This window comes from Clostridium sp., assembly GCF_051656525.1.
Lineage (GTDB): Bacteria > Bacillota > Clostridia > Clostridiales > Clostridiaceae > Clostridium.
Genome location: NZ_JBOGCC010000302.1, coordinates 1 through 16,484 on the forward strand (window position 1 = coordinate 1; position 16,484 = coordinate 16,484).

Consider the following 16,484-nt stretch of genomic DNA (forward strand, 5'->3'; position numbering starts at 1 on the left):
TCTATATCTAAGTGAAACAAAGAATGATAAAACTAATGTGAAAACAACACAAGGATAGAAGATTATAGTTCTAAGCATAAGTTTTCCTCCTAAAATTAATTAAAACTCATTAAGTCTATTTAAAAAGTATAGTATAAATTTAGAAAAATTTAAAGTAAGTTGTTTTAATTATATAAAACTAGGGAAAACATATAAAGAGAGGTGAAAAAAGTATGAAAAGATATAGAAAAATTATGAGTGTAATAATAATTGCTGTCTGTGCTTGTGTTATAGATGTAGTTATAAGTTATGCACAGGGAACAAGAGAACAATATGAGGAATATGTGGATAAAGGTATGGTTACTGTGAATAACTATAGAGAATATATAAAATTATCACCAAAAAAAATGGAAGGACTTACAGGATACATAGTTTATTTAAATGAAGACGATGATTTAAATAAGAGTATGGGATATCTTCAAAAGTTGGCTCAAAATGGATATAATATATATATTATAAAAAATAATACATATAGCAATACAATAAAGATGAAGATTGGAAAAAATATAATTAAAAGAGATAAAGATAATGTAAATTGGATAGTGAATAATAAATCAAATGATGGTGAGTATATAAGGGAACTTTTAGAATGGACAAATGATGAAGGATATAGAGCAGGGGAAATATCAGGATATATAAATTCTTTGAAAGATTTAACTAAAAATAAGGATTTGGATGATATAAGTAATGAATTACATAGAATTAGGAATAAAATTTAAGGATTAGTTAAGGTTTAGTGTATAAAATATAATTAGGAAAAACTAAATATTTTGTAAGGAGTTAAGCATGGAATGTAGATCTATGAAAAATGAAAAAAAAGACATTTTAGGATTAACAGATAAGCAGGTTGAAGAAAGAATAAGAAGGGGAGAAGTTAATCTTCTTCAAAAAGCACCTTCTAAAACAATGCCTCAAATAATTAGATCAAATTTCTTTACAATGTTTAATGCATTAAACTTAGTTTTAGCAGGGGCTGTAATTTTTGCAGGATCTCCTAAAAATGCAATATTTGCAGGCGTTATTATAGTAAATAGTTTAATTGGAGTAATTCAAGAAGTTAAGGCTAAAAATATTATTGAGAAGTTATCAGTAATAAGTGAAGCGCATTGTAATGTTATTAGAAATGGAAAGAAAGAATCTATAGGTATAGAGGAAATAGTTAAAGATGACATAGTCTTTTTAACAACAGGAGATCAAATTTTAGCTGATGGAGAGCTTATTGAAAGCGATGAAATTGAAATAGATGAATCTATGCTAACAGGAGAAGCTGATCCTATAGGAAAAAAGACAAATGACCATATGTTATCAGGGAGTTTTGTAGTAGCAGGAGAAGGGTATATGAAGGTTACAAAGGTTGGAGCTAATACATATTCATCTAAACTTGCAGATGAAGCTAGAAAATTTAAGATAACAAACTCAGAACTTCAAAATGCAACGAATAAGATATTAAAGGTATTACTAATATTGATAGTGCCAATAGGAATATTATTAGCAGTAAGCCAATTAGTATTTATAAAAACAAGTATCAATGAAGCAATACTTGGAACAGTATCAGGAATTATAGGAATGGTACCAGAAGGATTGGTTCTTTTAACAAGTGCAACATTTATAGTAGCAATAATCAAATTATCTAAATTTGATACATTAGTTCAAGAATTATCAGCAACAGAGGTACTTGCAAGAGTAGATGTTTTGTGTGTAGATAAAACAGGAACTATAACAGAAGGAAGACTTAATTTAGTTGGAGTAGAGGATTTATCAAAGAAATATTCAAAAAAAGAAGTTGATGATATATTAAGTACAATAGTGCATGAACTTCCAAGTAAGAATCCGACACAAATAGCTATATTAGATAAATATCCAGAGAAGCCAGATTTTAAGATAGTAGAGAAAATGCCATTTTCATCAAAAAGAAAATGGGGAGGGCTTATTATAAAAGATAAGGGAACTTTTATTTTAGGAGCTCCAGAAATAGTAATGGGTGATAGATACTTAGAAATAAAAGAATTAGTAGAAAAAGAAGCTATAAAAGGTAGAAGAGTTCTAGCGCTTGGAGAAACGACTTTGAAAACTGTAAAGGTTGAAAAGTTATCTGATATGGAACTAATAGGATTAATTTTAATTGAAGATATAATTAGAGAAGATGCACCAGAAACGTTAAAATATTTTAATGACGAAGGGGTTAGCGTAAAAGTTATATCAGGAGATAATCCAGTGACAGTATCAGCTGTTGCCAAGAGAGCAGGAGTATTTGGAGCAGAAAATTACATTGATGCAAGAGAAATTGGAGAAGATTCAGAAGAATTAAAAAAAGCAGTTGAAAAATATACTGTCTTTGGAAGAGTTACTCCACATCAGAAGAAAGCTTTTGTAAAGGCGCTTCAAGAGAAAGATCATACTGTTGCAATGACAGGTGATGGAGTAAATGATGTATTAGCATTAAAAGAAGCAGATTGTGGAATAGCAATGGCTAATGGATCAGATGCAACTAAAGCTGTAGCACAATTAGTATTAATGAAATCTAACTTTAGTGCATTACCAAAAGTAGTTGCAGAAGGAAGACAACAAATAAATAATCTTGAAAGGGTAGCACAATTATTCTTATCAAAGACAACATATTCTATAATACTAGCAGTAGTGTTTTCTGTATTAATGATGCCATTTCCAATAGATCCAATACAGTTATCACTAATAGGTAGCTGTGCGATAGGAATACCAGCATTATTTTTGGCTGTATTACCAAATCAGAACAGAGTAAAAAAGGGATTCTTAGGAAGAATTTTAACTGCAAGTATACCAAATGGTGTATTAATTTCATTGTTTGTGACAATAACCTTTTTAATATCATATAAATCAGGAGTTGATCTTTATAAGTCACAAACTTTAGCCGTACTAATGCTTGCAGGAGTTAGTATAGTAATACTATTTAAGGTATCACTACCATTAACACCATTCAAAATAGGTTTAGGACTTGTCATGAGTGGAATAATAGCACTTGCATTTGTAACACCAATAGGAAGAATAATATTCTCGTTAGCACCAATAACAAAAACAGAATGGTTAATATCAGGTGCAGCAGTAGTTGGTTCAATACCAGTACTTGCAATAGTAGTAAGCTTGATAAGAACAAAAAAACACATAGAAAAGTAAAAATATGGATTGACAGAAGAGGAGACTTATAATAGTATTTTATTATAGGCCCTCATAGTTTAATGGATAGAATAGTCCCCTCCTAAGGGATAGATACAAGTTCGATTCTTGTTGGGGGTGCCAAATATGTAGAAAACGTCTTAGCTTTGGATTGAAAAGTTAAGACGTTTTTCTATTTAAGAAATAATATGTGAGAATTAATAATTAGAAATGAAGGCGATTTAGATATTTTTTAAGAAAAAAGTGACAAAGAAGAGTGTTATTAAAGATGCTGAAAAGTTTTTTGAATATTTTATGCTACTAAAAGGAATAACTGCTAAGAAGTATTCTATGTTAGTGGGAAAATGAAATTTGTATTGCTTTTAGTAATGAAAATATTTAAAATAATATATAGTAATTATTTTATTTTAGTTTGAATAGGAGTTTGTAGGTATGAAGATTAGTGAGTATAAAACAGAGGAACTAGCGAAAATCTTTAATGATGGTCTTAAGGCTGGTAAAAGTGGTGTTGTTATATGTAAGGAAGTTAATCTTGCAAGATCTAGTGTTTTGACAAGACTTAAAAGAGAAGGATATGTATACAATAAAGAGCTTAATCAGTATGTTGTTGAAGGTGAAGTAGCTAAAGTGGCTATTGAAGAAAAGCCTAAAAAGAAATCAGTTAAGAAGAAAGCTGATAAGGTGAAGGAAGTTAAAAAAGCTAAAGGAAAGAAACTTGTAGAGTTAAAGGAAGATAGTCAAAGTGAAGTTGTAGAAGTGGCTAAAACTCTTAATAAGATTAATGATGCTAAAGAATTAAAAGAAGAAAAGAAGATGATAGAAGAGATTGAAGTAGTTGAAGATATAAAAGAAACTGTAGTAGATGTTGAAGAAGATAATATAGATGAAAAAGCTACAATAGACCCAGCAGAGTTTGAAGTAGAGAAAGCCCTTAGTAAGCTTAGAGAAAGCTTATGGAATAAAACTAAGGAGAAGGAAACCGTAGGGGAGGAAGAAACTAAAAAAGATATAGTTAATCAAGAAATAAATGTTGAAGTTATAAAGGAAAATGTAGCGAATCCTGAAAATACAAGCGAAGTAAGTGATATTAGAGATTTATTAATGAAGCTTGAGGAAAGAATTTCTGTTTTAGAAAATGGAGAGGCTAAAAATGAGAGTGTAATTACAATAAAAAACACAAAAGAAACTACAACGCGTTCTATAAGACTTTACAAAGAAGTAAATGATAAATTTAATAAGTATCTAAAAAAACATAAAGAGAAAAAAGTTATAGATATATTAAGTTTAGCTATTTTAGAATATATAAATAAAAAATAATATAAAAAGCAATACAAAAATATAATGGTAAATGACTCGTTTAAAAATAAGCGACTCATTTACCATTAATAATATATATTAGTTTTGATTTAAGTTAAAGTGAGAATAGATTTTATCAAGTCCTTTATTTATATGTTTTTCAACATTAATTAAAATAATAAAGCATATAATACTCACAATTGCAGCAATGATAATTGTGAAGAAAGAAGCTTTCCAACCTAGTAAATCTACTAAAGCACCTATTACATAAGAAGCAATTACCTCACCAAATATATACCCAAATAAACCTACAAATCCATCAGTACCACCAACTGCAAATTTAGGAACTAAATCCATGGTTAGAACAGTAATTAACATTTGTGGTCCATATACTAAGATTCCCATTATTCCAACTTCAAAATAGATAAGGGTACTAGATTTAGTTACCCAGTAAGCAATGAATGTTAAGCTTAATAAGAATATTAATGCAGCGGCTAATCCAGAACGCTTACCTTTAAAAACCTTGTCACTTATAATACCAATTAAAATTGTACCTGGAATGGCAGCAAACTCATAAATAGAGAAGCAATCTCTAGACTGAGCTAAAGTAAATCCTTTCATTGCATGTAAGTAAATAGGAATCCAATTTTCAATACCGTATCGAATAATATAAACAGCAGCATTTGAAAGTGCTAATATCCAAATTGCAGGTCTTTTTAATATACATTGTTTAATAATATCAAATAAAGGTAGTTTATTATGGGCTTCAACTACTGTAACATTACCATTTTCATTAGAATAATCATTTTTCTTAAACTCCTCTATAGGTGGTAAACCAACACTTTCAGGAGTATCTGCACCAAATAAAATAACAATAACAGCTAAAATAATAGATAGAACAGATGGGAAAAAGAAAATTGACTTCCAATATCTTAAACCAAATATAGATAAAGCTAAAGTAACAAGTAATGGAATTAATCCACCACCAACATTATGTGAAGTATTCCAAGCTGAAACGTATGTACCACGTTCTTTATTTGAAAACCAAACAGCTAAAGTTTTATGTGCAGCTGGAGCTCCCATTCCTTGAAAAATTCCCATAAGAACGATAAGTAGTATCATAATATATTTATTACTAGTAGCACCAAAGAGAAAATTTAAGACAGAAGAACAGATTAAACCTGTTGCGATATAATATCGTGGATTACATTTATCTGCTAAAGATCCCATAATGAATTTGGAAATTCCATAAGAAATTGCTAAGCAAGAAAGAATTAAACCAATAGTGGCTTTATCAAAGTGATAGTATTGCATAAGATAGGGCGAACTGATAGTGAAGTTATCCCTAACAATATAGTAGGCAGCGTAAGCAATATAAATACTTATAAATACTGAAAATCTACGCTTGGTATAAGTACTTTTGACTTTTGATTCAGGCACCGTTGTATTTGAAATTGGTGCCGGTTTGAGAAATGATAAAACTTTCATATAAAAACCCCCTTGTTTTTCATAAAGTATTGTAAACCTTATCAAAAATGAGGTCAAATTAGTTTAATAATATAAATTGGAGTATATTATTGATAGTACTAACAAATTAAAAAGATATTTTGGAGATATCTTAGTTATCTGTTAGTACTACATAAGATAGACTTAATATATTTTTAAATTAAGTTATCAAAATAATCTTCTAAAAGTGTTAGAGAAGTTATTTTTATTATAGCATTTTCTAATGTTATAAGTTCTTCTAAGACTAAATCACGCAAAGCTCTATTAACACTTCGAATATTTGAGCCCACACCTTCTACTAAAAGATTTTTTGTTAAAGGTATTGATAAATTTTTCTTTTCTATAGTTATTAAAAAATATAGAATTCTATCTTTTAAAGGTAAGGTTACATGTCGCATTTCTCTAGACCAACTTTCATACATTCTATTGGAAAATTTATAGTTTAGAAAAAGTGACAGTTCTATATTAGTAGAAACTAGCTCTAAAAAATCATTTTTAGGTATTTCTAATGCCTTGCAAAGTGTTAGAGGTATAATAGTAACTCCGATAGGTTTATTTTGTAATGCTTCAATTTCACCAAAGATAGTTTCAGATTCTTCTATATCAATAAGATATGTTTGATGAGAAAAATCTGAATGACAAAGTTTAACGGTACCTTCTATCAATACATAAACATTATCAATTCGATTTCCTTGAGTTAATAAAGGAGCATTTTTTTTAAAAGTTTTTATTTTAAATTTTTTTTTATGGTTTTTTAATAATTTTGTTATCTGATTATTCATATATATCCTTCCTTAAGTTCCTATAATAAACCTACCAAAAATAAGGCTTTAGTTCAAATATTTATTTTAAATTTTTGAAGTTATCAAAGGTTTTTAAAAATACTGTCATTTTGTACAAAAAAACTTAAATTATTTTAGGACAAATGTCCTTGAAAAGGGTTACTAAAAAAATGATAATATAACCAGAGATAAAAGAAAAGATTTTACATAAGAAGATTGAAGGAGAGTGCAGTTTAATGGAAATGGCTGGAGCAGGTAGAGAAAGAAAAGGATTTTGGGCTTCCCTTACAAATTTCCAAAGAGGATTTTTAATTATATTTGGAGCAGCAAGTATATTTTCATTTATAAGTCCTGTTTTGTTAGGATCGAAAATAAGTGGTTTATTTACACCGATAGCAATTATAGGTTTAATATGTTCATTAACAGGAGTATTAGCTTCTATATATCAAGCAAGAGGAGAGATTATAGTATATTTTTTCTTAATAATAAACACAATAACATATGCATGGATATCATATGAAAGTGCCTTATATGGACAGATAATTCAAAATATAATATTACTATTACCAATACAGATTGCAGGACTAATTGCATGGAAGAAAAACTTAGCAAAGTCAGCAGATAATACAATTGAAATTAAAAAGTTTAAAGTGTTCCATTGGGTAATAACAATAGTAGCATTAATAATATGTTGGGGAGTATATTATATATTCTTAACTCACTTACCAGAAATAATACAAGGAATATTTGGTGGAAAACTTATTGCACCAGATCCAAGTCCTAAATTAGATTCATTAACAACGGTTTTAACAGTAATGGCAATGTTCTTAACATCAAGAAGATATATAGAACAATGGTGGTTCTGGATATTCTGTAATATAGGAGCTGTATTATTTATTGAAGGATTAGTGACAACAACACATTTTACAGCATCAGGACTTGTAAATGATTTATCAGGAGCAATTAACTGGATACAATATGGAGTAGGAGCTATATATGGATTCTACTTATGGAAAAAGATGTACAATAAAAAGCATAAAGAAGCAGTAGTTTAGTAGATATAAGAAATAAGAAGGGAAACTTTCTTATTTCTTTTTTTATTTTAAATGTATAAATTAATAAAAATGAGGGAGAATATAGCAAAGGAGGATTAAAAAAGATGAAAAAGATTAATTTAAGAATGATAGTAATAGTTGTATCTATGTTATCTTTAATATTTATATTGAAAGATGAAGGTGTAGAAGGGGCTTTTGCTAAGGGAATTGAAGATATGATTGAAAAAGAAGATGGTTTAATTAATGAAACTTTAGCTAAGGAAATGATGTACAATAAAGTACCAAATAGTAAGATAGTTGAATTTACATATGATGAGGAAAGGTTTATTCCTGTGTTCCAAGGTAGGCTTATAAAGCATGAGAAAGAGTATAGAATTTCTTTAGATGCAAAAACAGGAGTAGTTTTAGATTATAAAGAGGAAAAGTTAAATAGATATACAGAAGTATATGAAGGAAAAGTAATTACTGCTCAGGAAGCACATAAAATAATGTTAGATAGAGCGACAGGTGGAGAAATTAAAGGGTTTAAGTTTGAGGGGGATGCAGAAATTCCAACATATGAGGGAATAGTACATAAAGATGGGAATGAAATAGCAATATTATTAGATGCAAGAGATGGAAAAATTATAGGAATAGATAGAGATGATGTTAAGCGTGTTGTTTAACATCATCTTTTCAAATTAGGAAGTAAAGAATAAAAGTGAAGCTCTTAGAATAGATATATTTTATAAGAAAGATTTTAGGAGTATGAAATGTTTAAGAAAATGATGATAGCTAATTTGATGAAAATAAAAATTTATAAAAAAGAGAAAGGGAAGATAATTTTTAAAATAAATGGACTTAAAAAAATTGATGAAGAAAATATGCAATATGAGAAATTTTTACATATTGCATTAAAAAAGCTTAATGGAATAGAGAAAATAGTAGTTGATTTTCAAGAAACAACATTAGAGATAAATTATGATGATAAAAAGGTTACTGAAGGTTTAGCTTTGGCTTGGGTTGAGGAAGTAAAACGAATTGGAATAGATAATTATGATTTAATTGAAAAATATGGAACTACAAATTTAGACTATGTAATAAAAAAGGTGGAGGGAGATTTAGATAAATCTATAAAAGTGTTAAAAAACCCCTAAAAAATCCATAAAAAGAATAATAAGTTAAATCACTATTATTGTTAATAAATTAACGATATAAAATATGAACGAGATAAATAGAGTAATACCAACAGAAAAAGAGAAAATATATTCGTATAAAATTTAATTATCGTTAAAAAAATAACAATAAGTATAAATATTGTTATTTTTTTAACTTTCAAAAGAGAAGAAATGTATCATTCTATAAAATATTCATAGTATATGATATAATGGAAAAAATATATAAATAAATTAGGAGAGTGATAATGGTTGGACTCTAGTTATACGGGGCAGATTATTTTATTAGTAGTATTACTTATTTTATCAGGATTTTTCTCAATGTCGGAAACGGCATTAATGTCTTTAAGCAAGATTAGAATAAGACATATGGTTGAGGAAGGTGTGAAGGGTGCAAAGCTTGTAGAAAAGCTTACTGAGGACCCAAATAAGTTGTTAGGAGCAATACTTATAGGAAATAATATAGTTAATATTGGAGCATCATCTATAGCTACATCTTTAGCTGTTAAAGTTTTTAATGGAAGTGATGCAGCAATTGCAATATCAACTGGTGTAATGACAGTATTAGTTCTTATTTTTGGTGAAATAACCCCAAAAACTATAGCAAAACAAAAATCTGAAAAAGTATCTTTAAGGGTGTCAAAGCCTATAAGATTCTGTGTAGGAGTGTTTAGACCTTTTGTAGCTATTTTTACAGCGGTGTCATCAGTTTTTATAAGACTGTTTGGAGGGGACCCGAAGGCATCAGAGCCATTTATTACAGAAGAAGAACTTAAAACAATGGTTGGTGTAAGTGAAGAAGAAGGCGTTTTAGAAGATGTTGAAAAAGAAATGATTTTTAATGTTTTTGATTTTGCAGACCTTCAAGTTAAAGATGTAATGGTACAAAGAGTAGATATTACAGCTTTAAATATAAATGATGACTATAATGAAGTTTTAAGGGTTATAAAAGAAGATCAGTATTCAAGAATACCGGTATATGATGATACAATTGATAATATTATAGGTGTTCTAAATGTTAAGGATCTTATATTAGCAGAAGAGAAGAATGAAAACTTTAGCTTAAAAAGTTATGTTAGAGATGCATTTTTCACATTTGAGTTTAAAAAAATAATTGAGTTATTTAATGAAATGAAGAAAACTAGAAATCATATGGCAATAGTTTTAGATGAATATGGTGGAACTGTAGGAATAGTTACTATAGAAGACCTTATTGAAGAAATTGTTGGTGAAATTGAAGATGAATATGATAAAGAAAATGATATGATTGAAGTTGTTAAAGAAGATGAATATATTGTAGATGGTAGTTCAAAATTAGATGATGTAAGTGAACTTATAGGAGTTAATTTTGAGTCAGAAGAATTTGATTCTATTGGAGGGCTTATAATTGGAGCTTTAGGAAGGATTCCAGAAGAGAAAGAGGAAGTTATAATAGATAGAATTAAATTTATAGTTGAAGAACTTGATAAAAATAGAGTGAAAAAGGTAAGAATATATACGTAAAAGGGGGACAGCTTATTAGCTGTCCTAATTTTTTTCTGAGGTGATGTATTGTGGATTATTTAGATTTAGCAAGAGAAGAAGCAAAAAAAGCATTAGAAAATGGTGAAATCCCTGTTGGAGCAATTATTGTTCAGGATGGAGAGATAATAGGAAAAGGTCATAATTTAAAAGAAAAGCTTAAAAATCCTTTAGCACATGCAGAAATTATAGCAATAAATGAGGCTGTGAAAAATAAGGGAGATTGGAGATTAAATGGTGCAGAGATGTATGTAACATTAGAACCTTGTAGTATGTGTATAAGTGCGATAGTACAAAGTAGGATTTCAAAATTACATATAGGTTGGTTTAATCGTGATATGGGAGCTTGTGGAACAGTCTTAGATTTAAGTCAAAATGAGCATCTAAATTCATATGTAGAAGTTATATGGCATTATGATAAAGAATGTGGGGATTTAATTAAAAATTTTTTTGAAGGTAGAAGAAATATGAATAAAAGGTTATAATTATTAAAAAGAAGTGAATAGGGGGGATTGGATGAATAATCCGGTAGCTTTTGAAATTGGTGGATTTGAAGTTATGTGGTATGGGGTATTAATAGGAATTGGAATAATACTTGCATTTGTTTTAGCATATTTTAATGCAAAGAAAAAAGGACTGAGTTTTGATACATTAATTGATTTGTTTTTAGTAGCATTTCCATGTGCAATAATTGGAGCTAGAGCTTATTATGTTATATTTGAGTGGAGTTATTATAAAGGTGATATATTAAAAATGCTTGATATAAGGCAAGGTGGACTTGCTATACATGGAGGGCTTATAGGAGCTTTTTTAGCAGCATTTATATTCACAAAAATAAAAAAGATAAACTTTTTAGCTTATGCTGATTTAGTAGCACCATCTATAATATTAGCTCAAGCAATAGGAAGATGGGGGAATTTTATGAATAGTGAGGCTCATGGAGGGCCCGTATCTAAGGAATTTATATCATATTTCCCAAAGTTTATTAGAGATGGGATGTATATAAATGGACAGTATTATCATCCTACATTTTTATATGAATCAATATGGAACATATTAGTTTGTGTCTTATTAGTGATTATTTTATACAAAGTGAAAAAAGGATATGAAGGAATAACTATATGTAGCTATATGATATTATACTCAATTGGAAGATTCTTCATTGAAGGACTAAGAACAGATAGTTTAATGTTCTTTGGATTAAGAATTGCACAAATGATATCTTTAGCAGGGATTATAGTAGGCATTTTGGGGATAGTGTATATAGTGAAAATAAAAAAGAGAGCATAAATTTAAGCTGTTATAATACTTTTTGTGTTATGGCAGCTTTATTATTTTAATAAAATACGACAATAAATTCTAAATTAAAATATGGATAAAAAAATAAGAGTGTTACTAATACATTAAGGGAAAATTGTATATAAATGCTAAAGTAAATGTTTTCTTTACAAAATATTAAAAAAATTTATGTAAAAATAATTATTATTTTAATAAAATCTTTAGTATTATGAAAAAGATAATATTAAAACAAAAGATTAAGGGGAGAAAAAAATGAACTTTTTTAAATCATTTTCAAAATTTCACAAGATTTATTTTCTAGTATTCTTAATATTAAACATTATTCTTTTTTTTGCACCAGCAGTTATAGCGGGTTCAACAAAAGATATATTTACAGCAGCAGCAGTACTTGGGTTTATTTCAACTATTGCAGGGCTTTTTGCAGCGATTTATACAGCTAGAGCAAGCGTTGTTTGTTATATCTGGGGATTCTTTAATGCAGCAGCATATGCATGTGTAGCATATTTCAGTCATATATATGGACAAGTAATTTTATATGTACTTTTCCAAATACCAATGCAATTTATAGGTTTCTATTTATGGAATAAAAATTTAAAGCAAGGTAATTCGGGTGAGCTTGAAGTAAGAAAGATGAATGGAAAGAGCTGGACTGTTTTAGGAATATTCTTTGTAGTAGTTTGGGTGTTATATGCATTATTATTAAAAGAGTTACCAAACATATTTACAGTATTATTCCATGTAACAATAGATCCAGACAAACAATTTATTATAGATGGATTAACATCAACATTAATGATTTGTGCAGTTATAATGTCAATTAAGAGATACGTTGAGCAATGGTATTTCTGGATATTAACTGATGCAGTAGGAATAATATTATTTATACTTTCATTAGTAAGTGCAGGAAGTTTTTCATTTAATTCATTATCAGGAGCTATAATGTGGATTCAGTTTACATTAAACGGAGTATACGGATTTATAAACTGGAGAAGATTAAATAAAAATAAATAATACTTAAGCCTTAAGGAAGAAATTTCTTAAGGCTTTTTTATACTATTATAGAGAGAGATAAGATAAAATATAATGTAGTAAGATAAATTTAATGGAGGAAACGATGAGTAAAAAGAAGATAATCACAATTATAATTGGAGTTATAGTTATAGTAGCTATAGTTGCAATTATAATAGGAGTAAAAGTTTATGATAAAAAAACTGAATATGCATACATAAATAAAAAAGGTGATAAATATACAGAAGAACAATTATCCACAATAAAAGTAAATAATCTTAGAATTCAAAATATGGAAGAACAATTACAAGAAGATAGTTCAAGAAATATGGGAAGCTTAACAGTTCAAGCTGGAAAAGATTTAAATGCCTCTATACCTGATGTATCAGAGGATAGTGCGAGTAATATACTAGGATTGCAAACACAGCTTATATCAAATCTTCAACAAGATTTAGTATCTAATTAAATAATTATTGAACTAGGGTTGCATTTGTGATAGAATGAATAAGAACTGTGCTAGATGGGGAGTTAGCGGTGCCCTGTAACCTGCAATCCGCTATAGCAGGATCGAAGTCCTCAATTGAGGCTTTAGCTTGTTCGGTCTGCCCTATGAAAGTGGTGTTGATGGTTGGGTCCCACGCAATGGAAGCCCATGAACCTTGTCAGGTCCGGAAGGAAGCAGCAATAAGTGGTGTCTTTCCGTGTGCCGTGGATAAATCTGGCCTGAGCTAACTACATAGGTAACGCTTATAAGTTACTGTCGAAGTGAGGTGCGCAGTTTTTTTATGAAAAAAATAAAAAGCGTACATATAAATTAAAAAACGCGTTTTAATAATTAAAATAGGTTACTCTTCAATAGGATTAACATATAAAACAATAGGACAAGAAAAAGAGGGATTATTGCCACACAATAATATCCCTCTTTTTCTTATGTAAAATTTAAAGAAGTATTATACTTGATAATACCTTTCATTGTTTATAAAAGAAGTTTTATAAAGAGGACTTGGTATATAACAGGAATAAAAGATAGAAAATAGGAGTGGACTTTAAAGTCTACTCCTATTTTAATTCTGAGTAAAATGATATACTATAATAAATAAACAAAAGAAAGGATGGTTTTTATGAAGAGTGGATTTAATTTAAAGAATACATATTTAGAATTACCAGATATGTTTTATTCTGTTCAAGAACCAACAAAGGTAAGAAAACCAAAGCTTGTTAAGCTTAATGAGGATTTAATCAAAGAGTTAGGATTAAGTAGAGAGTTTTTTGAAAGTGAAGAGGGATTAGAAGTATTATCAGGAAATAAAATTTTTGAAGAGGTTACTCCAATTTCACAAGCTTATACAGGACACCAATTTGGAAATTTTGCAATGCTTGGAGATGGAAGGGCTGTTCTTTTAGGTGAACATTTAACTAGTGATGGAAAACTTTTAGATATTCAACTTAAAGGTGCAGGAAGAACTCCTTACTCAAGAGGAGGAGATGGAAGAGCTGCATTAAAACCAATGCTTAGAGAATATATTATTAGTGAAGGAATGCATGGGCTTAATATAGAAACTAGTAGAAGCTTAGCAGTTGTAGAAACTGGTGAAGAGGTTTATCGCGAAAGTATTTTAAAGGGAGCTATTTTAACACGTATTGCAAAAAGTCATATAAGAGTTGGAACTTTTCAATATGCTTTAGCTTTAGGAGGAAAAGAAGAAGTTAAGGCTTTAGCAGATTATACTTTAGATAGACACTTTAAAGGGTATGAAGATAGTGAAAATAAGTATATATATCTTTTGAGAGAGGTTGTGAAGAAACAAGCTAAACTTATTGCAAAATGGATGTTAGTTGGATTTGTTCATGGTGTAATGAATACTGATAATATGCTTATTTCAGGTGAAACTATAGATTATGGTCCATGTGCTTTTATGGATACTTATGATAGTGATACTGTATTTAGCTCGATAGATATGTATGCAAGATATGCTTATGGAAATCAGCCAAACATAAGCGGATGGAATCTTGCAAGATTTGCAGAAACTTTATTAGATTTAATTCATGAGGATAGAGAGAAAGCAATAGAAATAGCTCAAGAAGAAGTAGGTAAATTTACTGTTATATATAAATTAGAACAGTTAAAAGGAATGAGGAGAAAGCTAGGTTTAGAGCTAGAAAAAGAAGAAGATGAGTACTTAATTCAAAGTCTTTTAGGATTAATGCAAAAATATAAAGCTGATTATACAAATACCTTTGTTGCATTAACACTTGGGGATTATAGCTTTACTGAATTAAAAGATAAAGAAGAATTTAAAGCTTGGGTTGAGGCATGGAAAGCTAGATTAGAAAAAGAAGAGAAAAGTAAAGATGAGATAATAAAATTAATGAAAAAATCCAATCCATTTATAATTCCAAGAAATCATAGAGTTGAAGAAGCATTAGAGGCTGGAAATAATGGAGATTTATCTGTAATGAATAATCTTTTAGAAGTATTGAAAAATCCTTATGATTACAATATGGAAAATAAAAGATATACAGAACTACCAAGGAGTGAAAAAGCATATGTAACATATTGTGGAACATAGAAAAAAGTTCAAGTAGAATAAAACTACTTGAACTTTTTATCTATCTTTTTTCTAAATCCACAAATTCAAAAATTAATCCACTTTTTTCATCAGCAAGTTCACCAGAAATGTGGATAGTTTGCCATTTTGAATAATCAATCTGTGGAAAGAATGTATCTGCTTCAAAATCTTTTTTTATATTAGTTATATACATCTTAGAACAGTAAGGTGAAAGTAGATTATAAATCTCTCCACCACCTATAACAAAGGTTTCTTCGGAAGAGTTTTGGAATAAAGCAACACACTGTTCTATTGAATATAGAACGGTAACTTTTTCTGAATCTATAGAGAAAGACTTATCTCTAGTTAAGATGTAATGATGCCTATTTGGTAAAATTCCAGGAAGAGACTCGAAGGTCTTTCTTCCCATAAGAATATTATGACCAGAAGTTATATTCTTAAATCTTTTAAGATCTTCTGATATATGCCATAAAAGTTTATTATCTAAACCAATAGCATTATTAGAGGCTTTAGCCACAATAATTGAAAGCATTAAACAGAAACCTCCATTTTTATTGAAGGATGATATTCATAATCTTCAAGCTTTATATCATCAATCGTAAAATCATAAAAATCAGTAATCTCAGGATTTATCCAAAGCTTAGGAGCTTTGAAAGCTTCATTTCTTCTCGTAAGTTGAAGCTTCATTCCTTCTACTTGATTTTCATAAATATGGGCATTATTTATAACATGAGTAAATAAACCAGGCTTAAGCCCTGTCACTTGTGCAATTAAATGAACAAGTACTGCATATTGGGTTGTGTTGAATGGTACTCCTAGTGGAATATCACCTGACAAAATTTTATTTAGAGTTCGCTAGAATCTAAATAGTTAAAACTACTATATATTTCTATATAGATAAGACTATATCACCTTCCTAAAAATATTATTGATAGGAAGCCCTGCTTTTCCCGTTACCTTGTATGAAACAACCTCCAAAAGCTTGAGGGGTACTCTACTAACTTCTATGCTAATGTCCTTTTAAATACACTAGATATGTTTTCGATAGTCGTTTGGCATTTATTATATTAAGTAGCTATAATGTTCATATAATTTAGAAGTGGA

Annotated in this window: 15 protein-coding genes, 1 tRNA gene, 1 other RNA gene and 1 pseudogene; 14 read left to right on the forward strand and 4 right to left on the reverse strand. The window is 29.0% G+C overall.

Going from position 1 to position 16,484, the window contains the following annotated elements:
• The first annotated feature begins 212 nt into the window (after positions 1 to 212).
• The 4 genes from ACRDDY_RS15235 (at position 213) to ACRDDY_RS15250 (ending at position 4,506) form a co-directional block, all read left to right on the forward strand.
• Positions 213 to 758 carry a hypothetical protein gene (locus ACRDDY_RS15235; RefSeq protein WP_438565794.1) on the forward strand — a complete coding sequence of 182 codons (546 nt, stop codon included), beginning with the start codon at positions 213 to 215 and terminating at the stop codon, positions 756 to 758.
• A 67-nt stretch (positions 759 to 825) separates the two neighbouring features.
• Positions 826 to 3,189, forward strand: a complete 2,364-nt coding sequence (locus ACRDDY_RS15240; RefSeq protein ID WP_438565795.1) for a cation-translocating P-type ATPase — start codon at positions 826 to 828, stop codon at positions 3,187 to 3,189.
• Between the two features lie 48 nt (positions 3,190 to 3,237).
• Positions 3,238 to 3,312, forward strand: a tRNA-Arg gene (locus tag ACRDDY_RS15245).
• A gap of 309 nt (positions 3,313 to 3,621) precedes the next feature.
• Positions 3,622 to 4,506, forward strand: a complete 885-nt coding sequence (locus ACRDDY_RS15250) for a hypothetical protein (RefSeq protein ID WP_438565796.1) — start codon at positions 3,622 to 3,624, stop codon at positions 4,504 to 4,506.
• 78 nt (positions 4,507 to 4,584) lie between these two features.
• Here the strand turns inward: ACRDDY_RS15250 and ACRDDY_RS15255 are convergent, their stop codons facing one another.
• Both ACRDDY_RS15255 and ACRDDY_RS15260 read right to left on the reverse strand, forming a co-directional pair.
• Positions 4,585 to 5,973: an MFS transporter gene (locus ACRDDY_RS15255; protein ID WP_438565797.1), complete on the reverse strand. Its 1,389-nt coding sequence runs from the start codon at positions 5,971 to 5,973 to the stop codon at positions 4,585 to 4,587.
• 173 nt (positions 5,974 to 6,146) lie between these two features.
• Positions 6,147 to 6,773 carry a Crp/Fnr family transcriptional regulator gene (locus ACRDDY_RS15260; protein WP_438565798.1) on the reverse strand — a complete coding sequence of 209 codons (627 nt, stop codon included), beginning with the start codon at positions 6,771 to 6,773 and terminating at the stop codon, positions 6,147 to 6,149.
• Between the two features lie 236 nt (positions 6,774 to 7,009).
• Between ACRDDY_RS15260 and pnuC (ACRDDY_RS15265) the strand changes: the two genes are divergently transcribed.
• The 10 genes from pnuC (ACRDDY_RS15265) to ACRDDY_RS15310 all read left to right on the forward strand — a co-directional run bounded on the left by pnuC (ACRDDY_RS15265) (position 7,010) and on the right by ACRDDY_RS15310 (position 15,380).
• Positions 7,010 to 7,828, forward strand: coding sequence for a nicotinamide riboside transporter PnuC (gene pnuC, locus ACRDDY_RS15265; protein WP_438565799.1), 819 nt, complete (start codon positions 7,010 to 7,012; stop codon positions 7,826 to 7,828).
• A gap of 104 nt (positions 7,829 to 7,932) precedes the next feature.
• Entirely contained in the window at positions 7,933 to 8,493 is a 561-nt protein-coding gene (locus ACRDDY_RS15270) for a PepSY domain-containing protein (RefSeq protein WP_438565800.1), read from the forward strand.
• A gap of 87 nt (positions 8,494 to 8,580) precedes the next feature.
• A complete protein-coding gene (locus ACRDDY_RS15275; protein ID WP_438565801.1) occupies positions 8,581 to 8,964 on the forward strand; it encodes a hypothetical protein in 384 nt (127 codons plus the stop codon).
• Positions 8,965 to 9,234: 270 nt separating this feature from the next.
• Positions 9,235 to 10,485 (forward strand): HlyC/CorC family transporter, encoded by a 1,251-nt coding sequence (locus tag ACRDDY_RS15280; RefSeq protein WP_438565802.1) that lies wholly within the window; start codon positions 9,235 to 9,237, stop codon positions 10,483 to 10,485.
• 50 nt (positions 10,486 to 10,535) lie between these two features.
• Complete coding sequence (locus ACRDDY_RS15285) at positions 10,536 to 10,988, forward strand: nucleoside deaminase (protein ID WP_438565803.1); 453 nt, start codon at positions 10,536 to 10,538, stop codon at positions 10,986 to 10,988.
• Positions 10,989 to 11,019: 31 nt separating this feature from the next.
• The gene (gene lgt / locus ACRDDY_RS15290; protein WP_438565804.1) at positions 11,020 to 11,793 is read left to right on the forward strand and encodes a prolipoprotein diacylglyceryl transferase; all 774 of its coding nucleotides are present in this window, start codon (positions 11,020 to 11,022) and stop codon (positions 11,791 to 11,793) included.
• 261 nt (positions 11,794 to 12,054) lie between these two features.
• The gene (gene pnuC / locus ACRDDY_RS15295) at positions 12,055 to 12,813 is read left to right on the forward strand and encodes a nicotinamide riboside transporter PnuC (RefSeq protein ID WP_438565805.1); all 759 of its coding nucleotides are present in this window, start codon (positions 12,055 to 12,057) and stop codon (positions 12,811 to 12,813) included.
• A gap of 103 nt (positions 12,814 to 12,916) precedes the next feature.
• Positions 12,917 to 13,276, forward strand: coding sequence for a hypothetical protein (locus ACRDDY_RS15300; RefSeq protein ID WP_438565806.1), 360 nt, complete (start codon positions 12,917 to 12,919; stop codon positions 13,274 to 13,276).
• Between the two features lie 45 nt (positions 13,277 to 13,321).
• Positions 13,322 to 13,588, forward strand: an RNA gene (gene ffs / locus ACRDDY_RS15305) — signal recognition particle sRNA large type.
• A gap of 334 nt (positions 13,589 to 13,922) precedes the next feature.
• Positions 13,923 to 15,380, forward strand: coding sequence for a protein adenylyltransferase SelO (locus ACRDDY_RS15310; RefSeq protein WP_438565807.1), 1,458 nt, complete (start codon positions 13,923 to 13,925; stop codon positions 15,378 to 15,380).
• A 40-nt stretch (positions 15,381 to 15,420) separates the two neighbouring features.
• Here the strand turns inward: ACRDDY_RS15310 and ACRDDY_RS15315 are convergent, their stop codons facing one another.
• Both ACRDDY_RS15315 and thyA read right to left on the reverse strand, forming a co-directional pair.
• On the reverse strand, positions 15,421 to 15,912 hold the full coding sequence (locus tag ACRDDY_RS15315) for a dihydrofolate reductase (RefSeq protein WP_438565808.1): 492 nt from the start codon (positions 15,910 to 15,912) through the stop codon (positions 15,421 to 15,423).
• A pseudogene (thyA, locus tag ACRDDY_RS15320) lies at positions 15,912 to 16,214 on the reverse strand (thymidylate synthase); the annotation flags it as partial. The pseudogene thyA and the gene ACRDDY_RS15315, both read right to left, overlap by 1 nt.
• Between the last annotated feature and the right edge of the window lie 270 nt (positions 16,215 to 16,484).